Genomic DNA, 25,916 nt, shown 5'->3' with positions numbered 1-25,916 from the left:
GCCCCTCTCGGCTTCAGCCGCCCTGGTTTCCGCCCTCGTCCTGGCCGACCTGCGGCAGGTGCTGGGGACAGAACGCCCTGACCGCGGCCGCCACCACCACCGGGGCCTCGGTCACCGGCGCATCGGCGTGGGCGTCGTTGTACTGCCGGACCACGTCGACGTAGCCCATGTCGCCGTCGAGTGACGCACAGGCGTCGCGCCCCCGGGTGAGATAACCCTGTTCGTCCTCGGCGTCCACGCCGACGGTCCTGATCTCGCTGAGGAACTGCTCCTCGGGAGACCGGTCGTCGCCGCCGTCCCCGTCCGGGGCCGGCTGCTCGCCGGTCGTCGGCCCGTCGCCGTCGGTGGCGTCCCCGACCGCGGAGGTGGCCTCGGCGGCCACGGACCCCACCGCGCTGGTCGCCTCCCCGACCGCCTCCTCGGCCGTGCCCTCCTCACCGCACGCCCCGAGGATCAGGGCGAGCGCGGCCAGCCCCGATGCCGCCGCGACGGCACGACGGCGGACCGGACGGACCCCGCGGGCGCTCCTGGTGGCCTGGTCGGCTCGGTGCTCTCGTGTGGTCATGGCGGGCCCTCCTCGGTGTCGGTGACAGGGTGGTGCGGATGCACGGTCTGCTCGTGGCGGTGGAGACGGGTGCGGGGGTCGGTCTGCCGGGAAGGCTACGTATCCGGCCACCGGGCTCGGGATCGTTTGGCCCGACCGAGATGACCGGTGTCCCAATCGAGACGTGTTCGAGACGGGACCCACGCGGTCTCCGCTCCCCGCCCGCCGAGGTGACGGGACACCCGTGTCCGGACCACCGGGGTGAGCCGCGGCCGGATCAACTCCGATGGTGGCCGACCGCTACTAGGGTGGGACGCATGGGCACTCATGGTCGTCTGTCCGGATCGCTGATCGTCGGGCCCCGGCGCCACGAGGAGGGTGTCCGTCGGCTCCTGGCCAGTTTCGAGGCGGTCCCCCGGGGTGAGCCCGTCCGGTTGGCCAAGAAGACGTCCAACCTCTTCAGGCCGCGCGCCTCGTCGTCGTCGCCCGGCCTCGACACCACCGGCCTGACGCGCGTCGTCTCCGTGGATCCGGACGCCCGCACCGCCGACGTCCAGGGCATGTGCACGTACGAGGACCTGGTGGACGCCACCCTGCCGTACGGGCTGATGCCGTACGTGGTGCCGCAGCTCAAGACCATCACCCTCGGCGGCGCGGTGACCGGACTGGGCATCGAGTCCAGCTCCTTCCGGCTGGGACTGCCCCACGAGTCGGTGCTGGAGATGGACGTGCTCACCGGCACGGGCGAGATCGTCACCGCCCGCCCCGACGGCACGGACCGGGAGCGCGAGCTGTACCGCGGGTTCCCCAACTCCTACGGCTCGCTCGGGTACGCGGTGCGGCTGCGCATCGCGCTCGAACCGGTCGAGCGGTACGTCGGACTGCGCCACGTCCGGTTCGACTCCCTCGCCGCGCTGACCGACGGGCTGGCGCGGATCGGCGAGTCCGGGTCGTACGACGACGAGGAGGTCGATTTCCTGGACGGGGTCGTCTTCTCGGCGGGCGAGTCCTACCTGACGCTGGGCCGGCGGACCGACGAGCCCGGCCCCGTCTCGGACTACACGGGGGTGCGGGACAAGCAGGCGATCTACTACCGGTCGATCCAGCACGGCGGCCCCGCCGGCTCGGTGGCCCGCGACCGGCTGACCATCCGCGACTACCTGTGGCGCTGGGACACCGACTGGTTCTGGTGCTCGCGTGCGTTCGGGGTGCAGAACCCCGGCATCCGCCGGTGGTGGCCGCAACAGCTGCTGAGGTCGTCGGCGTACTGGAAGATCATCGGCCTGGACCACCGATACGACCTGGGCAACAGGATCGGCGCGCTCAAGGGCGAGGGCCCGCGGGAGCGCGTGGTGCAGGACGTCGAGGTGACCATCGACCGGACCGAGGAGTTCCTCGAGTGGTTCCTGCGGGAGGTGCCCATCGAGCCGCTGTGGATCTGCCCGCTGCGGCTGCGTGAGTCCACGCCCGCGCCGGGTGTGGGCGGCGGCCCCGGCTCCGACCGGCCGTGGCCGCTGTATCCGCTGGCGCCGGAGACCACGTACGTCAACATCGGGTTCTGGTCCTCCGCGCCGATCGAGCCCGGCATGGCCGAGGGGGCGTGGAACCGGCGCATCGAACAGGAGGTCTCCCGGCTCGGCGGGCACAAGTCGCTCTACTCCGAGGTCTTCTACTCCCGCGAGGAGTTCGACCAGCTGTACGGCGGCGAGCACGCGGCACATCTCAAGACGCGATTCGATCCCCGGGGCCGCTTCGCGACCCTCTATGACAAGTCGGTGGGTGCACGGTGACAACGGACAGGATGACCATCGGCGAGATCGTCGCCGCGTTCGCGACGGGGGAGCCGCCCCTGCGGATCGAGGCCTACGACGGGTCGGCGTTCGGCCCGGAGAACAGCGAGCTGGTGCTACGCCTGACGAGCCGGAGGGCGCTGCAGTACTTCGTCACCGCGCCGGGCGACCTCGGACTGGCCCGCGCCTACCTCATGGGCGAGCTCGAGGTCGACGGGGTGCATCCCGGTGCGCCGCATGACGTGTTCGGCGCGCTCGAGGTCTTCCGCAAGACCATGACGCACACGCCGGACCTGCGGACGATGGCGCGCATCGCCCGCTCGATCGGGCGCGAGAACATCACGATGCTGCCGATTCCCGAGCAGGAGGTGCCCGCGGCGTGGCGTCGCGTCGCGCACGGCATGCGCAGGCACTCCAAGAAGCGGGACTCGGAGGTGGTCAGCTACCACTACGACGTGTCCAACCGCTTCTACGAGTGGATCCTCGGGCCCTCCATGACCTACACCTGCGCGTGCTACCCCGACGCCGGGGTCTGCCTGGAGGAGGCCCAGGACAACAAGTACCGGCTGGTGTTCGACAAGCTCGGACTGAAGGCCGGGGACCGTCTGCTCGACGTGGGCTGCGGGTGGGGCGGGATGGTGCGGTACGCGGCCGCCCGGGGGGTCCGGGCGATCGGCGTGACGCTCTCGCGCGAGCAGGTCGAATGGGGACAGGCCGCGATCCGGGACCAGGGGTTGGGGGACCTCGCCGAGGTCCGGCTGATGGACTACCGCGACGTTCCCGAGCGTGACTTCGACGCGGTCAGTTCCATCGGCATCACCGAGCACATCGGGCGCAGGAACTACCACGACTACTTCACCCGGCTGCACGGCTACCTGAGGCCGGGGGGTCGGCTGCTCAACCACTGCATCACCCGGCCGGACAACTCGCGCTCGGTCAAGGCGGGTGCCTTCATCGACCGGTACATCTTCCCCGACGGCGAACTGGCCGGTGCCGGGACGGTCCACCTCGAGGCGGAGAACGCCGGGTTCGAGGTGGTCCACGAGGAGAACCTCCGCCAGCACTACGCGTTCACGCTGCGCGACTGGTGCGCGAACCTGGTCGAGCACTGGGACGAGGCCGTCGACGAGGTGGGCGAACCGATGGCCAAGCTGTGGGGGCTCTACATGGGTGCCTGCCAGTACGGCTTCGAGCACAACAAGATCCAGCTCCATCAGATCCTGGCCGTCCGGCTCGGCGACACCATGACCTGGGACGTTCCCCTGCGGCAGTGGTGGCGGCCGTGAGCCGCCGGGCCTGAGCGGCCGATCCCGCCCGGACACCGTCGGGGCCGGGTCGCGCCCCTCGGGCCAGGATGCGCGCTCGGGCCGGGTCGCGCGCTCAGGCCGGGTCGCGCGCTCAGGCCAGGTCGAGGGCCAGCAGTACCTCACCCGTGGGGGCCGGGGAGCCGCCCGCGGGCTCCTCGGTGATCCCGATCTGGGCGGAGTTGCGGATCCCGCTGAGCTCGGCGGAGGGCGACGGGCCCACCTCGCCGGACTCCATCGTGCCCGCCGGGATCGGGTCGTGGTCCGGACCCATCAGCCACAGCTGGTAGGCGCGGCCCTCGGCCGGCTCCGGGATCCCGGTCATGGAGATGACCGCCATGTCGGCCGTCTTGGACGCGAGCACGGTGGCGCTGCCGGTGCCGCCCACCTGACCGCGCGAGACCTCGAGGTCGGGCGCCGTGAGCAGGGACGTGACCTCGTCCGGCATCGTCGCGGCGGGCGGGGACGCGACCGGGAGGTTGTCCTCCGGTCCCGCGTCGCCCGTCAGTCGCCCGATGGTCACCCCCGCGGCCACCAACACGATGGCCGCCGCCGCGGTGGCGAGGAAGGTCCAGGTCCCGGGGCGCCGGCGTTCGCGCATCTGGCTCAGGTCGACCACCGCCGCGCCCCCGGTGTCACCGGTGTCGTCGGCATCCGGGGTGGGCGCATCGTGTCCGGTCCCGGCCTCCGCCGTGACCAGGTCGAGCACCCTGGTGCGCAGGGATGGCGGCGGCGGGACGTCGAGGTCGGCGTCGGCCACCAGATCGGCCACGACCTCCCGAGTGGACCGGATGTGGGCCAGCATCGAGCTGCGTTGATCCGGGGTCGCGGCGACGAGCGCCTGCTCGACGGCGTCCGCCTCTTCCTGGTCCAGCGCGTCCAGGGCGTAGAGGTCGAGGTCCTCGGGATGAACCGTGTCCGGGGACCCCGGGTGATCGTGGTGTCGGACGGTCATGACAGCTCACCTCCCAGGCAGCTCTTGAGACGGCGCAGGCCGTCGCGGATTCGTGACTTGATCGTGGGCAGTGCGGACCCCAGCTGGTCGGCGACCTCCCGGTAGGTCAACCCGGAGAAGTACGCCATCTCGATGGACTCGCGCTGGTTCTCGGTGAGTTCCCCGAGACATCGACGGATGTCCGCGGCGTCCTCTTCCCGGGTGATCTCCTCGGTCACCTGGTCGGCGATGTCGCCGGAGTGCGTGATCCCCGCGGCGGCGTCCGCCTCGTCGCGCCGGGCCGCGGAGCTCTCGGACCGCACCCTGTCCACCGCTCGCCGGTGGGCGATGGTCAGTACCCAGGAGTGGACCGACCCGAGCTTCGGGCTGTACCCCGAGGCCTGCTTCCAGACCTGGAGGAACACCTCCTGGACGGTCTCCTCGGCGTACCCGGGGTCGCGCAGGACCCGGAGTGCGAGACCGTGCACACGGGGCGCCATGAGGTCGTAGAAGCGGGCGAAGGCATCGAGATCCCCGGCCGCGGAGAGCTCCAGGAGGCGCCCCGGATCGGCCAGCGACGGGGCGGTGGGCTCGGACACGGGGGACAGTCTAATGCGAGGTGGTCCGAACGCACGGGACGGGCGGGTGGTGAGGAGGGGTGTGTCGAGGACGGTCATGTCCCCGACACCCGGAACGTGCGGTTGTGCCAGCCCGTGGCCCCGGTGGGGATCGGCGGTTGTCGAGTCTCCGTCTGCACCTCACCGGTCGAGTCGGTCGCCCGGACCGACAGCGTGTGCAGGCCGGGCTCGGCGTCCCAGGTCCACGACCACATGCGCCAGGTGTCGATCGAGTACTCCTCGGCGAGCGTCGCCTCGTTCCACGGACCGTCGTCGACCTGTACCTCCACCCGGTCGATGCCCCGGCGCTGGGCCCATGCCGTCCCGGCCACCACGACGGGGCCGGGCTCCAGCTGGGCCAGGGGGGCGGGCCTGTCGATCCGGCTCGCGGTGAGGATGGGTCCCCGCTCACCCCACCCCCGGTCGGTCCAGTAGGCGCTGGCGCGGTCGAATCGGGTGACCTCCCAGTCCACCACCCACTTGGTGGCGGAGACGTAGCCGTACAGGCCGGGCACGACCTGCCGGACCGGGTACCCGTGCTCGAGCGGCAGGGGTTCGCCGTTCATCCCGACGGCCAGCAGGGCGTCCCGGCCGTCCGTGAGGGCCTCGAGCGGGGTGCCCGCCGTCCACCCGTCGACGGAGGTCGAGAGCAGCATGTCGGCCTCGGGAAGGGGGCCGGCCTCGGCGAGCAGTTCGGCGATCGGGAAGCCGGTCCAGGTCGCGTTGCCGGCGAGGTTGCCGCCGACCTCGTTGGACACGCAGGTCAGGGTGACGATCCGGTCCAGGAACTCCCTGCTCGTCAGTGACTGCCAGTCCAGTTCGATCTCCCTCTCCACCATCCCGTGGATCCGCAGCCGCCAGTCCGCGGTGGTCAGCGCGGGGACGCGCAGCGCGGTGTCGATGCGGTAGAACTCCTCGTTGGACGTGACGAACGGGGTGACCCCGAGGGCATCGGGAACGATCCCCTCCGGGACCGGTGGGGCGGCGTTGCGGCTCAACACCCGTGGCAGCTGGAGGCCCGTGCGCTCGGCGAGCGCGTCGGCCGCGCGGCGGGTCAGTGCCACCCCGGTCGCGCCCGCCGCCGCGATCACGGCCACGGCCGACCCGGCGAGCACCAGGAAGCGACGTCGATCCGGGCCCGGGCCCGGGACCGGGTGCTCGGCGTCCGCGGTTCCGGACGGGCTCGCGGGTGCGGGGAACAACGCGCCGATCATCAGACGCAGCGCCACCACGGCGAGGACGGTGCCCACGAGGGTCGGCAGCGCCCACGCGGGTCCGGCCGTCGGACGCGTCACCGCCGCGAGCGTTCCCGTGAGACCGAGGGCGACGATGATGAGGGAACCGATGGGGCGGCGCGGACGCTCCAGTAGGCCGACCACCACGCCGAGCACCGCGAGGATGCCGGCGAGGCTGATCAGCAGCGCGGGCTTGTCCGCCGTCCCGAGCGCGTCGATGGTCGCCTCGCGGACGGCCGCGGGTGCGCGGTCGACCACGGAGTCGGCCACCGCCAGGAAGGGTGACGACCCGGGGGCGATGAGTCCCGCGATCGCGTGACCGACCGCGAGGGCGATACCGGTCGAGAGGATCCCCGCGGAGATCTGGGCCGTCACGCGGGGTCTGGGCTGGGTGGTGTCCACATCAGGAGTTCGGAGCTCAGGCCTCGCCGGACGGTTCGGAAGATTTTTTCGGGCGCCACCCATCCGGTTCGACAGCAGTGCCGAAGAACCCTGTGACCCAGCACGCAAGGCTCTGTTGAAAGGACCAACACCATGAGCATGACGATCTCCCGCCGTATGGCATCGATCGCGGCGGCGGCTGCCGTGAGCGGCCTCGTTCTGGCCGGCTGCGCGGACGACGAAGGCGGCATGGAGGCCGAGGGCACCACGTCCGCCCCCATGACCTCCGAAATGACCACCGAAGAGACCTCTCCCATGGCGGAGCCGGCCGGCATGCTGGTCGGTCCCGGGTGTGCGGACTACGCCGAGGCCAACCCGGACGGGCCGGGCTCGGTCGACGGTATGGCCATGGAGCCGGTCGCCACCGCCGCCTCCAACAACCCGCTGCTCACCACCCTCACGGCCGCCGTGTCGGGCGGGGTGAACCCGGAGGTCGACCTGGTCGACACGCTCAACAACGGTGAGTACACCGTGTTCGCGCCGGTCGACGACGCGTTCGCGCAGGTCGACGACGCCACGATGGAGGCGCTGCAGACCGATCCCGAGCTGCTCACCAGCATCCTGACCTACCACGTTGTCGAGGGACAGATCACCCCTGACGAGATCGAGGGCATGCAGACCACGCTGAACGGCGCGGACGTCGAGGTCATGGGCTCCGGTGACGAGCTCACCGTCAACGGTGCCAACGTGATCTGTGGTGGCGTCCAGACCGCCAACGCCACGGTCTACCTCATCGATGAGGTCATGGTTCCCGAGGAGTGATCCCACTGGACCCCGGGAGGCCCTGACCTCCTGAGTGTTCCGGCAGCACCGAGGCCCGGGTCGACGCGAGAGCGTCGGCCCGGGCCTCGTCGGGTCCCGCGGCCGGACCACCGGCACCCGCGCCGCGAGAGTGTTCCGGTCGGCGTGATCGTGGACGAGGGGTTGACAGAGGCGCGTCACGGTGCATACTTAAGCTATCGCCTAATTAAGGAATGAGTGAATTGAAGCAGGCCGGTGATCCGCTGTCCCGGGTGTTCCAGGCGCTCGCCGATCCCACGCGTCGCGGGATCCTCGAGCGGCTCAGCGCCGGGCCGGCCACTGTGGGCGAGTTGTCGGAACCGTTCGACATCAGTGCACCCGCCATCTCGCAACACCTCCGGGTGTTGGAGACCTCCGGTCTCATCGAGCGAAGCACGCGCGCCCAGTGGCGGGTGTGCACGCTCCGGCCGGAACCGCTGGACGCCGCCACGGCCTGGGTCGAGCGCAACCGCGCGCTGTGGCAGCAGAAGTTCGACCGACTCGACGACGTGCTCACCGACATCCGGCCCGGGCACGCCGACCCCACGGATCGAGGTCGCACGCCTCGATCGAAGGAGTGACGACATCATGTCCGTCCCGGAATTCACCATCACCCGCACATTCGACGCCCCGCGCGAGACCCTCTGGCGCGCGTGGACGGATCCGACACTGGCCGCTCGCTGGTGGCACCCGCACGAGGTCACGACCCCTGCCGAGAGCGTCTCGATCGATCTCCGCGTGGGTGGCAGCTACGCCTACCTCATGATCGACCCGGACGGCGGCGAGTGGCCGGCCACGGGCGAATACCTGGAGGTCCGCGAGCCCGACCGGCTCCGGTTCACCTGGGTCAGCCCGGACGACGAGCGCGGGGACGAGGTCCCCGTCATCACCGTCGACCTCGCCGAGGCGGGCGAGGGGCGCACCCTGATGACCTTCCACATGGCCCGGCACCCCGACGACCGCGGTTCCGAACACGGCGTCTACGACGGCTGGACCGAGGCGTTCGAGGAGTTGGACGGCGTGCTCGCATCGTCCACAGCCCGCTGAGGACCGCCTGCTCGGCGGGGGCACCGCTGGTCAGAACCAGTCGTCGCGCATGTCCAGGGTGGTGCGGTCGGCCGCGGCCAGCAGGTCGAACTTCGCGTCCACGACGGGCAGCTCGCGCCGCAGGAAGTACGCCGCGGCCTGCCGCTTCCCGGCGGCGAACCCGTCGGCGTCGTCGTCGATCCGACCTCCCAGGGCGAGGACCTGCTCGAGCCAGATCCAGGCGATCACGATGTGACCGGCGGCCTCGAGGTACTCGGTGGCGTCGGCCAGGAACGCCTCCGGGTCGGTCGCCCCGAGCCCGGCGAGTGCGGTGGTCACCTCGATCAGTCGCGTCACCCGCGGTCGGAGCAGCGCGGCGAACTCCTCGGCCGGGCCGCCTGCCGCATCCGCCCGGTCGCAGGTGGCGGCGATGCGCTCGCTCAGTGCGGCCAGTCCGGCACCACCCCCGGCGAGGACCTTGCGCCCGAGCAGATCCTGGGCCTGGATCCCGTGTGTGCCCTCGTGGATCGGGTTGAGGCGGTTGTCGCGGTAGTGCTGCTCGACGTCGTAGTCGATCGTGTACCCGGCCCCGCCCAGTACCTGTACCGCGAGTTCGTTGGCCTTGAGGCACCACTGCGACGGCCACGACTTGGCGATCGGGGTGAGGACGTTGAGAAGGGTGGAGGCGGCTGCGGCCTCCTCCGGGGACCCGGTCTTCTCGTCGTCGACGAGCCTCGCGCAGAACAGCCCCAGCGCCAGGGCACCCTCCACGTAGGACTTCTGGGCCAGCAACATCCGCCGCACGTCGGCGTGCCCGGTCAGCATGACCTGCGGCGAGGAGGGATCGGCACCGACGGTCCGCCCCTGAGGGCGGTTGCGCGCGTAGTCGAGCGACTTGAGGTACCCGGTGTACCCGAGGGCCGTGGCGCCCAGACCCACGCCGAGCCGGGCTTCGTTCATCATGGTGAACATCTTCTTGAGGCCGGTGTTCTCCTCGCCCACGAGGTATCCGACCGCGCCCGGCCGGCCGCCGGGGGTGTGCATGCCCTGGCCGAGGGTGGGCATGGTGTTGACCGTGCCGCGGAAGCCCATCTTGTGGTTGAGGCCGGTGATCACGATGTCGTTGCGCTCCCCGATCGAACCGTCCTCGTCGACCAGGTACTTCGGCACCACGAACAGGCTGATGCCGCGGGTACCGGCCGGCGAACCGGGCACCTTGGCCAGTACGAGGTGCACGATGTTCTCGGACATCGTGTGCTCGCCGCCGGAGATCCACATCTTCTGCCCGAACAGCCGGTAGGTCCCGTCGTCCTGCGGCTCGGCGCGGGTGGTGATGTCGGCGAGGTTGGAGCCGGCCTGCGGCTCGGACAGGCACATGGTGCCGGTGAACCGGCCCTCGACCATCGGCTTGACGTAGCGCTCGATCTGCTCGTCCGAACCGTGCTCGATCAACAGGTTGGCGTTGCCGGTGGTGAGCAGCGGGTACGCCGCGGTGGCGACGTTGGCCGCGTAGAACCACGCCATGCACGCCAGGTAGGCGGTGTAGGGCAGTTGCATCCCGCCCACCCGCTCGTCCATCGCGGCGCCCACCAGGTCGGCGTCGGCGAAGCGGCGCAGCGCCTCGGCGATCTCCGGGATGAGCTCGACCTCCTCGCCCACGAGCCTGGGCTCGTTGAGGTCCGCCTTGCGGTTGTGCGGGGCGAAGTACTTCTCGGCGAGCTCGGCCGACAGGTCCACCACGGCGTCGATGGTCTCGCGGGAGTGGTCCGCGTACCGCTCACGCCCACACAGCTCGGACACCCGCAGCCAGTCGTGGAGCAGGAAGTCGAGATCGGCGCGGGACATCACGGTGGAGGGGAGGGGGAGCGAGGGAGTCATGCACCGCAGGGTACTTGCCCCGGGCGCGGTGCCGACTCGGGCCGTGCCCGGCGGAACCGGGACGGGCGGCCCGCGGGACCGTCAGCTCCCGCCGGTGGCGCGGGCGAACTTCTGCCCCATCCCGAGCATGGTCCTGGCGTACGCGGCGGGCATGAACCGCTTGCCGCGGTAGGCCTTGCGGGCGTCCGGGTCGGGCAGGATCAGGAACTCCTTGGCGTCCAGACCGGTCATCACCTCGGCGGCGATCTCGTCCGCGCCGCGCTCGGAGCGGTCGATGAGCTTGCTCGCGAATCCGCTCGCGGCGGGGTCCGAGGAGTTGAGGCTCGAGGCCAGGTTGGTGCGGAAGAACGACGGGCACAGCACGGACACGTCGATCCCGAACGGCTCCAGCTCCCACCGCAGGGTCTCGGAGATCGCCACCACGGCCGCCTTGACCGCCGTGTAGGAGGCCATGGTCGGCGGGTGTACGAGCCCGGCGAGAGACGCCGTGTTGACCAGGTGCCCGTGGCCCTGCGCCTTGAGCATCGGCACGAAGGTGCGGCAGCCCCGCGCCACACCCAGCAGGTTGATGTCCGTGATGAGCCGCCAGTCCTCCTCGGTGAGGTACTCGATGCGGCCGCCCTGGGCGATGCCCGCGTTGTTGACCAGCACGTCGATGCCGCCCCAGATCTGCTCGATCTCCGCGCGCGCCGCCTGCCATTCCTCCTCGGAACGCACGTCCAGACGCAGATAGCGCGCATCCCCGGGGACCGAGGCGGGCCGGTCGTCGGTGGCCGCGAGGTCCGCGACCATCACGCGGTCGCCGCGCTCGAGGAACGCCGTGACCAACGCCAGACCGAGACCCGACGCCCCGCCGGTGACCAGCACCCGGCGGTTGGTGTCCGCGGGGGAGGGGGAGGAGACGAACGGCAACCGGGCGAGGCCGGGGACGGGGAGGTCGGACAGCGGGAGGCGGGGGAGACGCATGACGCGAAACTACCGTCTCACCCGCGCGCGAGGGGTGCGGGCTGTCCTGCGGCGCCGAGGAACCCGGCGGCCATCGACACCGCGGGCCCCGAGGAGTCGGCTCCCTCGATGAGCACCGCGAGGGCGATGTCCCCGGTGGAACCGACGAACCAGCCGTGGGCGGGACCGGTGCCGACCTCGGCCGTGCCGGTCTTGCCCCCGAGTCCGGGGATCGAATTGGCGGCCGTCGCGGTGCCCGATCGGACGGTCTGCTCCATGTACCGGCGCAGGGTGTCGACGACTCCGGGGTCGAGCGGTTCCGGTGCGTCGTTGGCGTCGCCGGTCATCCCGTCGACGACGTGCGGCAGGATCATCCGCCCGCCGTTTGCCAGCGAGGCCGTCATGACCGCCATCCCGAACGGGCTGGCCAACACCTCGCCCTGCCCGATCGCCGCTTCCACGCGGGCCGGGCCCTGCTCGGTGACGGGCACGGACCCGGTGAAGGTGTCCGCTCCGAGGCCGGGGGCGAAGAACCCGACGCCCAGGCCGAACTTCGCGGCCGTGTCCTTCATGGCCTCCGGCGTCAGCCGGTCGCTGATGACGGCCTGGCTGGTGTTGCACGACCGGGCGAAGGCGGTCTCCAGCGGCACCGGGCCGAGCTCGAAGTCGTCGTCGTTGGGGATCGTGCGCCCCGACACGGTGACCGAGGCCGGGCAGGGCACGACCTCGTCCGGGCCCACGACGCCGGCCTCGAGCGCCGCGGCCGTGGTGACGATCTTGAACGTCGACCCCGGTGGGAAGCGGCCCTGCATGGACACCGGCCCCTGCCGGTCGGCGGCGGAGTTCTGTGCCACGGCCAGGATTCCGCCCGTCGAGGGCTGGATCGCCACGATCGAGGCGCCCAGGGCGGAGGAGTCCACCGCCTGCTGGGCGGCCCGCTGCATCGAGATCTGCAGCGTGGAGACGAGGTCGTCGACCTGGCCCACCGGGGCGCTGCCGAGCTCGATCGGTTCCGCGTCGGGATTGACGATCTCCGCGGTCCAGCCGCCCTCCTCCTGCAGCGCCTCGGTCCAGGCGTCGGGCAACCCGGTGAGAGCGGGGGAGTCGAGGTCCCGGTCGGTGCGGATGAGTTGGCCCTGCTCGGGCAGGCTCACCCCCGGGACGGCGGCGAGCTGCTCGCGGATCGGGTCGATGTCGGACGGGCGGAGCGCGACGATCTGGTACGGCTGGTCCCCCGCCTCCGTCATGCCCTCGCGGATCGTCTGCCCTGTGATCGTCTGCACCACGGGGTTCACCAGCGCCGCGACAGCGTCGGCCGACTCCACCGCCCCCGGCGCCAGGGTCACCGCGGTCACCGGAGTCCACTGCAGCAGCGGTTCGCCCGTGCGGTCGAGGACCGAGGTGTCGTAGTCCAGGATCTCGGAGAAGGCCAGGGTGCCCCCCGGCTCGAGGCGGGTGTCGAGGATCGTCGGCGCCCACTCGACCTTCCAGTCCTCGCCGACCCTGGTGGTCCGCGCCTCGCCGGTGGTCGTGACGATGCGGGCGGCGCCTTCCGTGCCGGGGGTCCCGCCGGCCGGGTCGGAGCCGGCCTCGTCGCCGTCGGCCTCGTCGTTGTCGGCCTCGTCGTCTCCGGCCGTCCCCATGTCCCAGGTGATCTCGACCGTCACGGGGTCGCGGTCCGGGCGGCGGTCCCCGTCCGGGGTCCCGGCGGAGAGGGTCGGCGTGAATCCCATCGCCAGCACGTTGGCCTCGAGGGTCTCCTGCGCCGCGGCCGGATCGGTGGTGAGCGCGGCCGCCCCCGCGAGGTCGCCGCTGCTCAGCGCCGCGAGGAACTGCTGGAGTTCATCGGTGCCGGTGTCACCGGTCAACGCCGCGCACCCGGTACCGGTCAGGGCCACCGTCAGGGCCGCCGCGACGAGTCCGGCGACGGGGCGGGGTCGGCGGCGGGCGCTGCTGGGGCAGGGGCGGCGCGGTGTCGTGGGCGTCATCACCCCACGAAACCAGAAACCCCGCCCCTCCGCACCGGACCGGCCGGACGATCACCCGGCGTACAGGGAACTCCCAGCGGACCCGCAGCGGGTTCCCGGCATCGATCCCTAGCGTCCTCACCAGTCCCGCCGGCAGGAGCCGGCGCACCACACCCCGGAGGTCCCGATGTTCACCTACCGACGATCCCGCGCGGTCGACACCCCCGACCCTGCGGTGCACGAGCACGATCTGGGCCTCGGTCACGATCTGGCCGTGATGAACCGGCGTGCGGCGCTCCGCGGGATCCTCGGCGCCGCCGGGGTGGGGGCGGTGGGCCTGACGGTGGGGTGTGCGACGGACCCGACCCGGGCAGACGCCACCGCCGGGGCCACCACGACGGCGTCCGACGGCTCGTCCGGGGCGTCGGTGGGCGAGTGCGTCGAGGCGGCGCCGGGGGAGACCGCCGGCCCCTACCCGGGAGACGGTTCCAACGGGCCCAACGTGCTGATCGAATCCGGTGTGCACCGCTCGGACATCACCTCGAGCTTCGGGGGCATGACCGGTACCGCGGAGGGTGTCCCCATGCGCCTGACCGTCGACCTGCAGGACCTCACACGAGACTGCGCCCCGGGTGCCGGGATGGCGGTGTACCTCTGGCACTGCGATCGCGAGGGCCGCTACTCCCTCTACAGCGAGGGCGTCACCGACCAGAACTATCTCCGGGGAGTCCAGACCGCCGACGAGTCCGGCCGGGTGGAGTTCACCAGCATCTTCCCGGCCTGCTATTCGGGCCGGTGGCCGCACCTGCACTTCGAGGTCTACGACACCCTGGCCTCGGCCGTCGCGGGCGAGAACGCCCGGCTCACCTCGCAGATCGCCCTTCCCGCCGACGTCTCCGACGCCGTCTACGCCCACGATCCCGGGTACAGCGCCTCGGTCCGGAACATGGCCGGGGTGAGCCTGGAGTCCGACACCGTATTCTCCGACGGGTGGGACGCCCAGATGCCCGAGGTCGTCGGGTCCCCGGCGGACGGCTACCGGGTGGCGATCACGATCGGTGTCGCGGCCGCGGAGGACAACGCCGCCGGCGGGGCCGGTGGGCCCGGTGGATCGCCGCCCGGTGGTGCGGGCATGCCCGGCGGGCCGCCGCCGGGCCGCGGTGGCGAGGCGCCCCCGTCCCCGTAGGCTCGTCCCCCATGACCAGCAGTCGACCCGACCCGGTGCGGTACCCGGTGACCGATCCCGTGGCGGCGGGGCGGCCCGCTCCCGAGGTGGTGCGGACCGCCTCGTCCCCCGTGACTTCCGGCCTCGCGCGCGTCATGGACGACCTGGTGCGGATACCGGGCACCAGGTACCGCATGGGGCTGGACCCGGTGATCGGTCTGGTGCCCGTCGTGGGGGACGCGCTGGGGACCGTGGTCGCGGCCGCGGTGTTGGCCGAGGCGATCCGCAACCGGGTCCCCGTCCACATCCTGTTCCGGATGGGCTGGAACTACCTCGTCGACGCGGTGCTCGGCGTGATCCCCTTCGTGGGCGACGTGGCGGACGCCGCGCACAAGGCCACGTCCAAGAACCTGCGCCTGGTGGACCGGACCATCGCCGAGGGCAGGCGCGTGGACACCGACGCCCGCGGCTACCTGCTCCGCGCGGTCGGCGCGGTGGGTCTGATGCTGCTGGTGTTGATCGGCATGGCCGGGCTCGCGCTGTGGGGCCTGCTCAGGGTGATCGGGCTGCTCTGACCCCGGCCGGCAGGCCCCCGACCCCCCGGCCGGCAGCCCCCGGCCCACAGGTCCCCGACCCGCAGCCCCCGGCCTACACGGAGGTCACGGGCAGGAGGCGCCGCACCACGTCGTCCAGCGTGAGGACCCCCCTCACCTCGGAGACGTGGGTGCCGGGGTGGCCGCCGGATTGTTCGACGACGACGAGGTGTGCCCGCGCCTCACGCATCCGGCGGAACGCCTCGGCCACCGAGAGGTCGTGCTCGAGGGACAGGCTCGGCCGCATGAGCTCCCTCGCCGTGGCCGCCGCCTGGATGTTGATCGCGTCCCGCGCGTGCACCACGCCCACCGCGGTGTCGCTGTCCATCACCAGCAGGCGCAGGTGACCGGTGCGGCGGGCCGTCTCGCGGATCTCCTCGGGCGAGGCGTCCACGTCGACCGAGGACATCTCCTCCGGGGCGGCGGGGGTGTCCACGCCGCGCTCGCCCAGCAGGTCACCGACGGTGAGCTCCTGCAGCTCCAGTGCGTTGAGCAGCTGCCGGTGGTGGGTGTCGTCGAGCGTGCCGGCCTCACCGGAGTGGCGCACGAGCTCCCGCAGGGAGTCGGCGTCCTGCCCGGAGGCCACCTCGTCGCGGGTCTCCACCCCGATCCGGTGGAGGATCCGGTTGGCGAGGGTGTTGAGCATCACCAGCAGCGGGCGGGTGATCCAGAGGAAGCCCCGCATCGGTATCGCCAACAGCGTGGCCGAGTACTCGGGGTGCGTGATGGACCACGACTTGGGAGCCATCTCGCCCACCACGAGGTGCAGGAACGTGACGATGAGCAGGGCGATGACGAACGCGATGACGTCGGCCGTCCAGTAGGGCAGGCCCCAGCCGGCGAACACCGGGGTGAGCCAGTGGTGGACAGCGGGCTTGGTGATGGAGCCGAGCGCCAGTGCGCACAGCGTGATCCCGAGTTGGGATCCCGCCAGCAGGAGCGTGAGCTCGGAGGCGTTGCGCAGGGCGGCCCGGGCGGAGGCGCTCGACGCCGCCGCGTCCTCGAGGCGGTGGCGACGCGCGGAGATCAGCGAGAACTCGACGGCGACGAAGAACGCGGACGCCGCGATGAGGACGATCGTGGCGAGCACCACGACGAGCGGGTTGCTCATGAGGCCCGATCCGGCCTCGGCGGCGAGCAGGGTGGTGGTGGGGTTCATCGCGCGGCCTCCTCGACCACGACGTGCAGTTCGGCCGGCACGCGTCGTTCGATCCGGCGCACCTCGGTCCGGAGGACCCGGTCCGCGGAGAACTCCTCCAACACGTCCGTGTCGGGAAGGGGGATGTCGACACGGTCGCCCAGCTCGGGCAGGTCACCGGTCGTCTCGACCACCAGCCCGCCGAGCGTCTCGGCGTCCACCTCGGGCAGGGTGATCTCGAGCAGGCGTTCCACCTCGTCGAGATGGGTGTCGCCGGACAGGAGCCAGCCCAGACCCTCGCTGACCGGGGTCCCGGCGGCGAGCTGGGGATCGTGCTCGTCCGCGATCTCGCCGACGATCTCCTCTGCCATGTCCTCCATCGTCACGACGCCGGCGAAGCCGCCGTACTCGTCCACCACCACGGCCATCTCCGACTTCTCGGCGCTCAGGCGGGCGGCCACCTCCGGCAGGGGCAGGGAGGTGGGCACGATGATCGGCGCGCGCATCAGGGCGGACACCGCGGTGAGATCGGCCTGGTCGTCGTCGCACACCGAGAGCAGATCGTGGAGGTCCACGATGCCGATCACGTCGTCGGAGTCGTCGCCGACGACCGGGTAGCGGGTGTGGCCGGTGGCCATCTTGGACAGGACCTCGTTGACCGTGTCCTCCGCGCGGACCACATCGGTGCGGCTCCGCGGGATCATGGCGTGCTCGGCGGGTTGTCCGGGGAAGTCGAGCATCCTGTCCAACAGGTCGCTGAGCTCCTCGGACAACTCGCCGGTCTCTTCGGACTCGGCGACGATGTGCTCCAGGTCGCGGGCGGTGGCGGAGTGCTCCTTGTCATGCACCGGCTCGATACCGACGGCCTTGAGCAGCGCCTCGGACGCCTTGTCGAACAGACCGATGAGCCAGCCGAACAGAGCGAGGTAGATCGTGGTGGACCGGGCCAGCCAGCGTGCGACCGGCTCCGGCTTGGCGATGGCCAGGTTCTTGGGCACCAACTCGCCGAAGATCATCTGCACGACCGTCGAGAAGAGCAGTGCCAGCACCGTGCCGACCACCACGCCGACTCCCTGCGGCACGGACGCCAGGCCGAGGAGTTCGCCGATCGAGCGGCCGATGAGCGGTTCGGCCACGTAACCGACGACCAGGGTGGTGACGGTGATACCGAGCTGGGCGCCCGAGAGCATGAAGGATGTTCGTCTGGTCACGCCGAGGACGCGTGCCGCCGCCGGGTCGCCCTTCTCCGCCGCGGCCCCCATCCGGGAGCGGTCGACGGCCATGAACGCGAACTCCTGGGCCACGAAGTAGCCCGTGAGCGCGGTGATCGCCAGGACCACCACGACTCCGACGAGTAGTGAGAGCGCGATGCTCATCCGGTGTTCCCCCTTCCGAGAAGGGGGCTGATAGATCGGGCCGGTGTATCGGCTCGGCTCACTGGAGGTGCTCCTGCGCTTTCGTCGGGGTCGCCCACGGGCCGGTGCCCGGGGTGACTACCGATTGTCCCGCCCATCGCCGGAAATGTCGACTCCGTTCCGGCGTGTGGCGTCGCCGGGCGTGTCAGTGGCCGGCGGAGCGTATCGCCCGGGAGACGGCGTCCAGCGCCATCAGGCGGACCGTGTCGACGTCGGCGGCCACCTCGCCGGTGGCCACGGCGACGAAACCGTCACCGTCGTACCGGGTGTGCGGCGGTGTCAGCGCCCGGGAGAGCCCGTCGTGGGCGCCCTGTGCGACGACGAAGCACGCGGTCTTGTCCAACCTCGCGTTGGTCATCACCACTCCGATGGTGGTGTGGACCCGATCGGAGGTGTAGTCGAACGGCGGGACCAGGTTCGCGACACTGTCGAGGTCGACCTCGGTGCCGCCCGGGTCGACGTCCCCGTAGGCGTTCACCGCGCACAGCGCCCCCACGACCAGGTCGCCCAGTGTGCTCTCCGCGTACCGGATCCCGCCCGCACGGAGGTTCTCCACCCCGCGCCACTGCGACGTGAACGCCCCGGTCCCCGCACCGAGCTGCCCCACCTCGAACCGCGGCCCGCTCGCCGCGACCGCGGCGGAGTAGCCGTCCTCCGCCGTCGGCCGGACCTTCGGGTCGCCGACCCCGAGGTCGAACAGCGCCAGGGTCGGCACGATCGGGACGCGTCCACCGGGAGTGGGCACACCCCGCCCGGCCTCCTCGAGGAACCGCATCACCCCCTCGGCGGCGGCCAGGCCGAACGCCGATCCGCCGGTGAGGAGGACCGCGTCGATCGAGGTCACGGCCTTGTCGGGGGCGAGTGCGTCGAGGTCGCGGGTCGCCGGGGCGCCACCGCGCACCTCTCGTGAGGCCACCGCCCCCTCGGGGAGGAGCACCACCGTGCACCCCGTCATCGCCGACGGGTCCGTCCAGTGGCCGATCGAGACTCCGGGCAGGCGGGTCCGGGGTGTGCGGGGCTCCATCGGGCAAAATTAGCGTGCCGACCATCCGACCGGCAACGGTGTCGACCGGCCCCTCAGTCGGCGGAACCCTTCTGCCAGGTGCTCCACGGGACAGCCCAGTCGCCGTTCTGCCAGATCCCCTGCTCCGGGCCGCCGGTGTTGCGGACCTCGACGATGTCCCCGGCGACCGCCTGGTCGAAGTACCAGGACGCGTCGTCCGGGGAGAGGTTGAGGCATCCGTGCGAGACGTTGGTGTTGCCCTGGGCCCACATCGACGAGGCGAGGGCGTGGAAGTAGATGCCCTCGTTGGTGAGACGGACCCCGTGGTCGACGGTCACTTTGTAGCCGACGTCCAGCGGCAGACCGTAGGTCGACGAGTCCATGAGCACCGAGCTGGCCTTGTCGAGGACCGTGTAGACGCCCCGCTGGGTCCAGAAGTGCATGCTCACACCGTTGTAGGTCGCCCACCCGCCCTTGCCCATCGACGTGGGCATGGTCTTGACCAGCTCCTGGTTGTGGAACACCGAGACCGTCTTGGTGACGTCGTCGGCGATGGCCACCCGTCGGTCACCGATGGTGAAGTCGACCTCCGCGCCCTCTCCGCCCCACTGGCCGCCGCCGAGGTTCCGGCCCTCGGTGTCCAGGTCCACGTGGACCCGGGTGCCGGTGGCGTAGTAGTCCCTCGGGCGCCAGTGCGCGGTGGTGTCGTCGAGCCAGAACCAGTTGCCCTCGACCGCGGGCTCGGTGGTGACCGTCATGTGCTTCTCCACGGTGGCGCGGTCGGCCACCGGCTGATCGAATCTGGCGCCCACGATGATCCCGACGCCGTACTCCCGGCCCGACTCCAGTGCGCCACCGCCCGGGGTGACCAGTGTGGGGCTGATGATGGACTGAGGATTGGCCATGGTGAACGTGCGAGTGTCGGTCCTCGGGCCGCCCGTCGCACCCCGATAGGTGACGTCCAGGGTGTAGGTGCGCCCGTACCCGAGGGTGACCGCCGGCTCCCACGAGGTCGCGTCCCGTGACAACTCGCCCTCGATCTCCTTGCCCGCGTCGTTGGTGAGGACCACCTCGGTCAGGGAACCGTTCTCGACCCGGGCCCGGACGCCGTCCACCACGGCGACCTCCGTGGCCCCGTCGACCGGGGTGACCTGGAGTGTCGCCGGAACCGGAGCCTGAGACGTCTCGGTCGGGGTGGTCTCCCCGGCCGAACCCGTGGGGACGGGGATGGTGCATCCGGTCGCGATGAGCAGGAGGGCGAGTAGCCCGGCGAGGAAGACGAGGGGGACCTGCGCCGCCGAGCGCGAGAGGTACCCGGACCGGGACAAGGACATGCGTGACTCCGAGACAGAACTGGGGGTGTACCGGTGAGCACCGGCTTATGTGCACATGATGCACGCCGGGTCCGACACGACGCGAACCCACACGGGCGCCTCCGGCGTGTCGTTGTGGAGTTGTGACCGGATCGGGCCGGGAGGTCCCCGGAATGTGAGCTGCGTCTCGGGTGGCGGGGTGCCGGCCACGGTCCCGCGCCGCGCCACCGAGGAGGCGCACGGAGCGGGGCGGAGGAGTACAACGGAGGCCATGAGTATCGAACGCCCTGTGACCATCATCGGCGGCCACGGCAAGGTCGCCCTCCGCGCCGCCCGGATCCTGTCGGAGGCGGGTGCCCAGGTCAACTCCGTCATCCGGAATCCGGACCAGGCCGACGACATCCGCGAGGTGGGCGCGACTCCCGTCGTCGCGGATGTCGAGACGCTCGACGTGGAGGGCCTGCGGGAGGTGCTGCGCGACAGCGGCTCCGTGGTGTGGGCCGCCGGCGCCGGTGGCGGGAGCGCCGACCGCACCTACGCGGTCGACCGCGACGCGGCGATCCGCTCCATGGACGCCTCCGCGGAGGAGGGGGTCGAGAGGTACGTCATGATCTCCTATGACGGGGCCCGCACCGACCACGGGGTGCCCGAGGACGACTCGTTCTACCCGTACGCGCAGGCCAAGGCCGCCGCGGATGCCCATCTCCGGGAGTCCGACCTGCAGTGGACGATCCTCGGTCCGGGGATGCTCACCGACGACGCCGGAGGCGAGTCGATCGGCGTGGGCGCCGACAAGCGCGAGGACCGGGCCACGAGCCGGGACGTCGTGGCCGCCGTCACGGCAGCGGTACTGCGACGGCCGGACACCGTCGGTCGCACAATCGAGTTCTCCGACGGCGAGACCCCCATCGGTGAGGCACTGACCAGGGAGTGACGCGCGGGTGACCCGGCCGGGGCGGGTCGTTCACGAGATGGGCGGGGCACCGCGCCGGGGGCGGCACGGCTATCCTCGACCGGTGCGAATCCTGGTGGGCGGCTCGTGGATCACGGTGTCCTGCGCACTTCTCACCGCGTTGTGGAGCGTCCCGCAGTTCCTGGCGACCGGCACCGTCACCCTGAGTTCGCACCCACTCTTCGTGATCCTGTTCCTGTTCCCCGCGCAGATCGGGGTGCCGGTGTGCCTGCTCGTGGCACTGAACTCGGTACTGTTGCTCTCCCGCGGCCGCCTGGTCACCAGCCCGCGACGGTTCCTGGCCGGGGGCCAGATCCTCACGGTCGCGCTGTTGGGCATCTGCGCGTTGCTCCTGGTCCTGCCGACCACGTTCGGGCGGGAGTTCATCGTGATGGCGCTGGCCTTCCAGGTGGGGCAGGTCGTGGTGGCCGTGGGGCTCGCACTCCATCTCCTGCGCCGCCGCCCGGAGACGGCCGATCCGACCCCGCCGGTGCCCACCGACCCGTGAACCCGGGCCCACCGACCCGTGAACCCGGGCCCACCGACCCGTGAACCCGGGCCCACCGACCCGTGAACCCGGGCCCACCGACCCGTGTAACCGGGTCCTCTGACCCGTGACCCGGTCGGCCCTGTCCCGGCGAGGCGGGTGTCCGGGCTGACACTATGGGTCCATGCGTGCCATCCACATCTCATCCCATGACGGACCCGCCGCCCTCGAGGTGGTCGACCTCCCAGAACCGGAGCCGGGAGCGGTCCTCATCGACGTCCACGCCGCAGGGGTGACCTTCCCCGAGGTGCTCCAGACCCGCGGGAAGTACCAGATGTCGCCCCCGCTGCCCTTCGTCCCCGGCTCGGAGGTGGCCGGCGTGGTCCGCTCCGCTCCCGAGGGATCCGGTTTCGCCGCCGGCGACCGCGTGTGCGCCTTTCCCGGCCTCGGCGGATTCGCCGAAGTGGTCTCCACCGAGCCCTCACAGGTGTTCCGGCTGCCCGACTCGTTGACCTTCGCCCAGGGGGCGTCCATCCCCATGAACGTCCTGACCGTGCACTTCGCGCTGGCGCACCGCGGCCGGCTCCAGCCCGGGGAGACGGTTCTCGTGCACGGCGCGGGTGGCGGGATCGGGATCGCCGCCACGCAGTTCGCCGTCGCGTCCGGCGCCCGCGTGATCGCGGTGGCCTCCACCGGGGACAAGCGGGAACTGGCACTCAAGGCAGGCGCGTCCGACGCCATCGCGCCGGAGGGGTTCAAGGACGCGGTGAAGGAGCTCACCGGCGGGAAGGGTGTCGACATCGTCGTCGACCCCGTGGGCGGTGACCGCTTCACCGACTCCATCCGGTCCCTCGGACAGGAGGGCCGGATCCTCGTGATCGGGTTCACCGGCGGCGAGATCCCCACGGTCAAGGTCAACCGACTGCTGCTCGGGAACAAGAGCGCCGTCGGGGTGGGCTGGGGCGAGTACTGGATGAGCAACCCCGGTTACCTGCAGAAGCAGTGGACCGAGGTGGAGCCGCTGCTGGCCGCCGGGAAGCTCGACCCGATCGTCGGCGCCGAGTTCCCGCTGGACAAGGCCGCCGAGGCACTGGAGCTCATGGACGGCCGTGGCGCGGTCGGCAAGATCGTGCTCACCACCGGACGCTGAGCGACACCCGTCCCCATGGCCCCGTCGAGGCCGTAGCGCCATCGACAAGAGCGTTCCGCGCACCCCGCTCTCGGCGGATGTGTGCGGAACGCTCTGCACGACGAGCTGGCGGGGCCGACTCTAGAAGGCGCCCTCCGGCATCCGCATGACGTCCAGGTCCAGGGCCTCGATGGTGGCGCGGGCGGCGGCGACCTGCGGCAGGTGGGCCCGCGCGAAGTGGCCGGCCACGACGACCTTGCCGGTGTAGAAGTCGTGGTCGTCGCCCGTCGCGTCGGCCAGTCGGACCGACGCCACCGTCGCCTCGCGGAGCAGCATCCACCCCACCATGAGGTCGCCGACGGCCATGAGCAGCGGCACCGCACCGAGCCCGATCAGGTACAGCGATTCCGGGTCCTCCTGGGCCGACATGAGGTGTCCGGTCAGGGTTCCGACCATGGACTCGACATCCGCCAGGGCGCCCGCCACCGCGGTGCGGACGGACTCGAGCCCGGCGGGGCCGGCCTCGTCGACCGTCCGGTGGATCTGCGCGGCGATGTGACCGAGCGAGGTGCCGCCGTCGCGGATGATCTTCCGGAAGAAGAAGTCCTGCGCCTGGATGGCGGTGGTGCCCTCGTAGAGCGAGTCGATCTTGGCGTCGCGGATGTACTGCTCGAGGGGGTGGTCCTTCAGGTATCCCGAGCCGCCGAAGCACTGCAGCGACTCCGCCAGGCACTGGTAGGAGCGCTCGGACCCCACGCCCTTGACGATCGGGAGCAGCAGGTCGTTGACGGTGTGCGCCAGTTCCGGGCCGGCGCCCGAGACGACCTCCGCGGCCACGATGTCCTGGTGGGCGGCCGCGTAGAGGTACACCGCGCGCAGTCCCTCCGCGTACGCCTTCTGGGTGAGCAGCGACCGGCGCACGTCGGGGTGGTGGATGACGGTGACCTTCCCGGCGTCGGGCTTCCCGGCGTCGGCCATGTCGTTGCCCTGCACGCGCTCCCGGGCGAACTCCAGCGCGTTGAGGTAGCCCGTGGACAGGGTGGAGATCGCCTTGGTCCCCACCATCATCCGAGCGGCCTCGATGGTCTTGAACATCTGCTTGATTCCCAGGTGGGAGTCCCCGGCGAGGAAGCCGACGGCGGGCCGGCCGTGTGCGCCGAACGCCACCTCGCACGTCGCGGAGGCGGTGAGCCCCATCTTCTTCTCGATCCCGGTCACGTACACGCCGTTGCGCTCACCGGGCGCCGCGGTCTCGGGGTCCGGCAGGTACTTGGGGACCAGGAAGTAGCTCAGGCCCTTGGTTCCGGGGCCCGCGCCCTCGGGCCGGGCGAGCACCTGGTGCCAGATGTTCTCGAACAGGTCGCCGGAGTCGGCGCCGGTGATGAACCGCTTGGCGCCCTCGATGTGCCAGGTGCCGTCGGGCTGCTCGATCGCCTTGGCGCGAACGGCGCCCACGTCCGAGCCCACCTCGGCCTCGGTGAGCATCATGGACGAACCGTGGTTGCGGTCGATGATCCGGGCGGCCCACTTCTGCTGCTGCTCGTTGCCGATGGTGTGCATGATCTCGGCGAACAGCGGTCCGGACAGGTACATGAAGATCGACGGGTTGGCCCCGAGGAGGAACTCCGTGATCGCCCAGGTGACCATGCGGGGGGCCGCGACGCCGCCGACGGCGGGGTCCACGCCGACCAGGCCCCACCCACCGTCCTGCCAGGCGCGGACCGAGGCCACGTACTCCGGGGGGAGCGTGACCTCGTGGGTTTCCGGGTCGAACCCGGGGGGGTTCCGGTCGGCGACGGAGAACGAGGCCGCCACGGGCCCCTCCGCCAGCGCGGCGGCCTCCCGCAGCATGGTGCGGACCGTCTCACCGTCGAGCTCTGTGTCGTCCCGCTCCAAGATCTCGTCGAGGCCGAACACCTCGAACAGGACGAACTCCAGGTCACGCGGGTTGCTGCGGTAGTGGGACACTCGGGTACTCCTCGTCGACGCACGGGCGCACCGACCGGCGCGTCAGGGACCTACCGTAGAGCCTGGCAGGCACGTGCGCGAGTCCGTCCGGAGCGTGCTCCGATTCGCCTCAGTTCGCCAGCGTGCGGAGCCTCCGCCCGGCCTCGTCGAGGACCTCGGGCCGTTTGCAGAACGCGAACCGCACCAGGTGCGACCATTCGCCGGAGTAGGCGTCGGTGAACGGCGCGAACGGCACCGCCGCCACGCCGATCCGGCCGGGCAACTCCAGACACCAGGACGCGGCGTCGGTGACGCCGAGCGGTCGCGGATCCGCGGTGAGGAAATAGGTCCCCTGGGTGACGGCGAGGTCCAGCCCGACCCCCGTGAGGATGTCCACCAGCTGGTCCCGCCGGTCCTGCATCTGCGACCGCAGCGCCCGGATCCACCCGTCCTCGTGACGAAGGGCGTGGGCGACCGCCAGCTGCAGCGGCGTGCCGGCGGTGTAGCTCATGTACTGCTTGGCGGCCCGGACGCCCGCGACCAGCTCGGCCGGCCCGGTCACCCATCCGATCTTCCAGCCGGTGCAGTTGAGCATCTTGCCCGCGCTCGAGATCCGCAGGGTCCGCGCGGCCATCCCCGGCAGGGTGGCGATCGAGACGTGCTCGTTGTCGTCGTAGGTCAGGTGTTCGTAGACCTCGTCCGAGATCGCGATCGCGTCGAACTCGTGGCACAACGCCGCGATCTGCTCGAGGTCCTCCCGCGGCAGCACCGCTCCGGTGGGGTTGTGCGGCGAATTGACCAGCACGGCCCGCGTCCGCGGGGAGAACGCCGCCCGCAGGGAGTCCACGTCGAGGCGGAAACGATCGCCCGAGCGGACCATCCTCGCCGCGCGCCTGGTGGCGCCGGCCATCGCGACGGTGGCGGCGTAGGAGTCGTAGTACGGCTCGATCACCACCACCTCGTCGTGGGGCTCCACCAGGCCCACCACCGCACCGGCGATCGCCTCGGTCGCGCCGACCGTCACCAGCACCTCGGTGTCCGGGTCGTGGACCAGACCCGTGTGGCCGGTCTCGTGGGCGACGATCGCGTGCCGGAGTTCGGGCACCCCCGTCCCGGGTGGGTACTGGTTGTGGCCCTCGCGCATGGCACGCACGGCGGCGTCGATCATCGACGCGGGGCCGTCGGTGTCGGGGAAGCCCTGCCCCAGGTTGACGGCCTCGAACCGCACGGCGAGTTGGGTGACCTCGGCGAAGATCGTGGTGGCGTGGGGCTCGAGACGGCGGACGGTCATGTCGTCAGCCTAGGTCCGCCGT

General features: G+C 71.3%; 23 protein-coding genes. 10 read left to right on the top strand and 13 right to left on the bottom strand.

The window, feature by feature from the left end:
• Positions 1 to 13 precede the first annotated feature (13 nt).
• On the bottom strand, positions 14 to 565 hold the full coding sequence (locus ABD250_RS10925) for a DUF732 domain-containing protein (protein ID WP_182653824.1): 552 nt from the start codon (positions 563 to 565) through the stop codon (positions 14 to 16).
• 296 nt (positions 566 to 861) lie between these two features.
• Here ABD250_RS10925 and ABD250_RS10920 point away from each other — a divergent pair, with 296 nt between their 5' ends.
• Positions 862 to 2,334 (top strand): FAD-binding oxidoreductase, encoded by a 1,473-nt coding sequence (locus ABD250_RS10920; protein ID WP_182659307.1) that lies wholly within the window; start codon positions 862 to 864, stop codon positions 2,332 to 2,334.
• Positions 2,335 to 2,345: 11 nt separating this feature from the next.
• Positions 2,346 to 3,620 (top strand): class I SAM-dependent methyltransferase, encoded by a 1,275-nt coding sequence (locus tag ABD250_RS10915; protein ID WP_182639316.1) that lies wholly within the window; start codon positions 2,346 to 2,348, stop codon positions 3,618 to 3,620.
• Positions 3,621 to 3,732: 112 nt separating this feature from the next.
• On the opposite strand, the gene ABD250_RS10910 is transcribed toward ABD250_RS10915, so the two are convergent.
• The 3 genes from ABD250_RS10910 to ABD250_RS10900 form a co-directional block, all read right to left on the bottom strand.
• Positions 3,733 to 4,593 carry an anti-sigma factor gene (locus ABD250_RS10910; RefSeq protein ID WP_182658222.1) on the bottom strand — a complete coding sequence of 287 codons (861 nt, stop codon included), beginning with the start codon at positions 4,591 to 4,593 and terminating at the stop codon, positions 3,733 to 3,735.
• Complete coding sequence (gene sigK / locus ABD250_RS10905) at positions 4,590 to 5,171, bottom strand: ECF RNA polymerase sigma factor SigK (RefSeq protein ID WP_042329923.1); 582 nt, start codon at positions 5,169 to 5,171, stop codon at positions 4,590 to 4,592. Before sigK ends, ABD250_RS10910 begins: the two co-directional genes overlap by 4 nt.
• A 74-nt stretch (positions 5,172 to 5,245) precedes the next feature.
• On the bottom strand, positions 5,246 to 6,826 hold the full coding sequence (locus ABD250_RS10900; protein WP_344392236.1) for a molybdopterin-dependent oxidoreductase: 1,581 nt from the start codon (positions 6,824 to 6,826) through the stop codon (positions 5,246 to 5,248).
• A 132-nt stretch (positions 6,827 to 6,958) separates the two neighbouring features.
• Here ABD250_RS10900 and ABD250_RS10895 point away from each other — a divergent pair, with 132 nt between their 5' ends.
• The 3 genes from ABD250_RS10895 (at position 6,959) to ABD250_RS10885 (ending at position 8,692) form a co-directional block, all read left to right on the top strand.
• Positions 6,959 to 7,627: a fasciclin domain-containing protein gene (locus ABD250_RS10895; RefSeq protein WP_375544338.1), complete on the top strand. Its 669-nt coding sequence runs from the start codon at positions 6,959 to 6,961 to the stop codon at positions 7,625 to 7,627.
• A 212-nt stretch (positions 7,628 to 7,839) separates the two neighbouring features.
• Complete coding sequence (locus tag ABD250_RS10890; RefSeq protein WP_182610734.1) at positions 7,840 to 8,226, top strand: ArsR/SmtB family transcription factor; 387 nt, start codon at positions 7,840 to 7,842, stop codon at positions 8,224 to 8,226.
• A 7-nt stretch (positions 8,227 to 8,233) separates the two neighbouring features.
• Complete coding sequence (locus tag ABD250_RS10885; protein ID WP_182616416.1) at positions 8,234 to 8,692, top strand: SRPBCC family protein; 459 nt, start codon at positions 8,234 to 8,236, stop codon at positions 8,690 to 8,692.
• Between the two features lie 30 nt (positions 8,693 to 8,722).
• On the opposite strand, the gene ABD250_RS10880 is transcribed toward ABD250_RS10885, so the two are convergent.
• From ABD250_RS10880 to ABD250_RS10870, 3 genes are all read right to left on the bottom strand, one after another.
• Positions 8,723 to 10,549 carry an acyl-CoA dehydrogenase gene (locus tag ABD250_RS10880; protein WP_182659584.1) on the bottom strand — a complete coding sequence of 609 codons (1,827 nt, stop codon included), beginning with the start codon at positions 10,547 to 10,549 and terminating at the stop codon, positions 8,723 to 8,725.
• An 81-nt stretch (positions 10,550 to 10,630) separates the two neighbouring features.
• On the bottom strand, positions 10,631 to 11,515 hold the full coding sequence (locus tag ABD250_RS10875; RefSeq protein WP_179523673.1) for an SDR family NAD(P)-dependent oxidoreductase: 885 nt from the start codon (positions 11,513 to 11,515) through the stop codon (positions 10,631 to 10,633).
• Between the two features lie 17 nt (positions 11,516 to 11,532).
• Positions 11,533 to 13,482: a penicillin-binding transpeptidase domain-containing protein gene (locus ABD250_RS10870; RefSeq protein WP_344392230.1), complete on the bottom strand. Its 1,950-nt coding sequence runs from the start codon at positions 13,480 to 13,482 to the stop codon at positions 11,533 to 11,535.
• A gap of 166 nt (positions 13,483 to 13,648) precedes the next feature.
• Between ABD250_RS10870 and ABD250_RS10865 the strand changes: the two genes are divergently transcribed.
• Both ABD250_RS10865 and ABD250_RS10860 read left to right on the top strand, forming a co-directional pair.
• Entirely contained in the window at positions 13,649 to 14,647 is a 999-nt protein-coding gene (locus ABD250_RS10865; protein ID WP_344392228.1) for a dioxygenase family protein, read from the top strand.
• Between the two features lie 11 nt (positions 14,648 to 14,658).
• A complete protein-coding gene (locus tag ABD250_RS10860) occupies positions 14,659 to 15,201 on the top strand; it encodes a DUF4112 domain-containing protein (protein WP_241730557.1) in 543 nt (180 codons plus the stop codon).
• A gap of 73 nt (positions 15,202 to 15,274) precedes the next feature.
• On the opposite strand, the gene ABD250_RS10855 is transcribed toward ABD250_RS10860, so the two are convergent.
• The 4 genes from ABD250_RS10855 to ABD250_RS10840 all read right to left on the bottom strand — a co-directional run bounded on the left by ABD250_RS10855 (position 15,275) and on the right by ABD250_RS10840 (position 20,109).
• Complete coding sequence (locus tag ABD250_RS10855) at positions 15,275 to 16,378, bottom strand: hemolysin family protein (RefSeq protein WP_241730556.1); 1,104 nt, start codon at positions 16,376 to 16,378, stop codon at positions 15,275 to 15,277.
• A complete protein-coding gene (locus tag ABD250_RS10850; RefSeq protein WP_179523670.1) occupies positions 16,375 to 17,733 on the bottom strand; it encodes a hemolysin family protein in 1,359 nt (452 codons plus the stop codon). The genes ABD250_RS10855 and ABD250_RS10850 overlap by 4 nt, the downstream gene beginning before the upstream one ends.
• Positions 17,734 to 17,917: 184 nt before the next feature.
• Complete coding sequence (locus ABD250_RS10845; protein ID WP_182617533.1) at positions 17,918 to 18,796, bottom strand: P1 family peptidase; 879 nt, start codon at positions 18,794 to 18,796, stop codon at positions 17,918 to 17,920.
• Positions 18,797 to 18,849: 53 nt separating this feature from the next.
• Positions 18,850 to 20,109: a L,D-transpeptidase gene (locus ABD250_RS10840; RefSeq protein WP_179523668.1), complete on the bottom strand. Its 1,260-nt coding sequence runs from the start codon at positions 20,107 to 20,109 to the stop codon at positions 18,850 to 18,852.
• Between the two features lie 250 nt (positions 20,110 to 20,359).
• On the opposite strand from ABD250_RS10840, the gene ABD250_RS10835 reads away from it, so the two are divergent.
• The 3 genes from ABD250_RS10835 (at position 20,360) to ABD250_RS10825 (ending at position 22,677) form a co-directional block, all read left to right on the top strand.
• Entirely contained in the window at positions 20,360 to 21,022 is a 663-nt protein-coding gene (locus ABD250_RS10835; RefSeq protein ID WP_182658246.1) for an NAD(P)H-binding protein, read from the top strand.
• A gap of 82 nt (positions 21,023 to 21,104) precedes the next feature.
• Positions 21,105 to 21,548, top strand: a complete 444-nt coding sequence (locus tag ABD250_RS10830; protein ID WP_182610166.1) for a hypothetical protein — start codon at positions 21,105 to 21,107, stop codon at positions 21,546 to 21,548.
• Positions 21,549 to 21,711: 163 nt separating this feature from the next.
• Entirely contained in the window at positions 21,712 to 22,677 is a 966-nt protein-coding gene (locus ABD250_RS10825; protein ID WP_182658245.1) for an NADPH:quinone oxidoreductase family protein, read from the top strand.
• A gap of 120 nt (positions 22,678 to 22,797) precedes the next feature.
• Here ABD250_RS10825 and ABD250_RS10820 read toward each other — a convergent pair whose 3' ends face one another.
• Positions 22,798 to 24,624 carry an acyl-CoA dehydrogenase C-terminal domain-containing protein gene (locus ABD250_RS10820; RefSeq protein WP_182658244.1) on the bottom strand — a complete coding sequence of 609 codons (1,827 nt, stop codon included), beginning with the start codon at positions 24,622 to 24,624 and terminating at the stop codon, positions 22,798 to 22,800.
• 109 nt (positions 24,625 to 24,733) lie between these two features.
• Complete coding sequence (locus ABD250_RS10815) at positions 24,734 to 25,894, bottom strand: pyridoxal phosphate-dependent aminotransferase (protein ID WP_182658243.1); 1,161 nt, start codon at positions 25,892 to 25,894, stop codon at positions 24,734 to 24,736.
• Between the last annotated feature and the right edge of the window lie 22 nt (positions 25,895 to 25,916).

It is taken from the genome of Dietzia cercidiphylli, assembly GCF_039531545.1.
GTDB classification, from domain to species: Bacteria; Actinomycetota; Actinomycetes; order Mycobacteriales; family Mycobacteriaceae; genus Dietzia; species Dietzia natronolimnaea.
The sequence above is the reverse complement of the archived record's forward strand: the minus strand, read 5'-3'. Positions and strand labels throughout refer to the sequence as shown.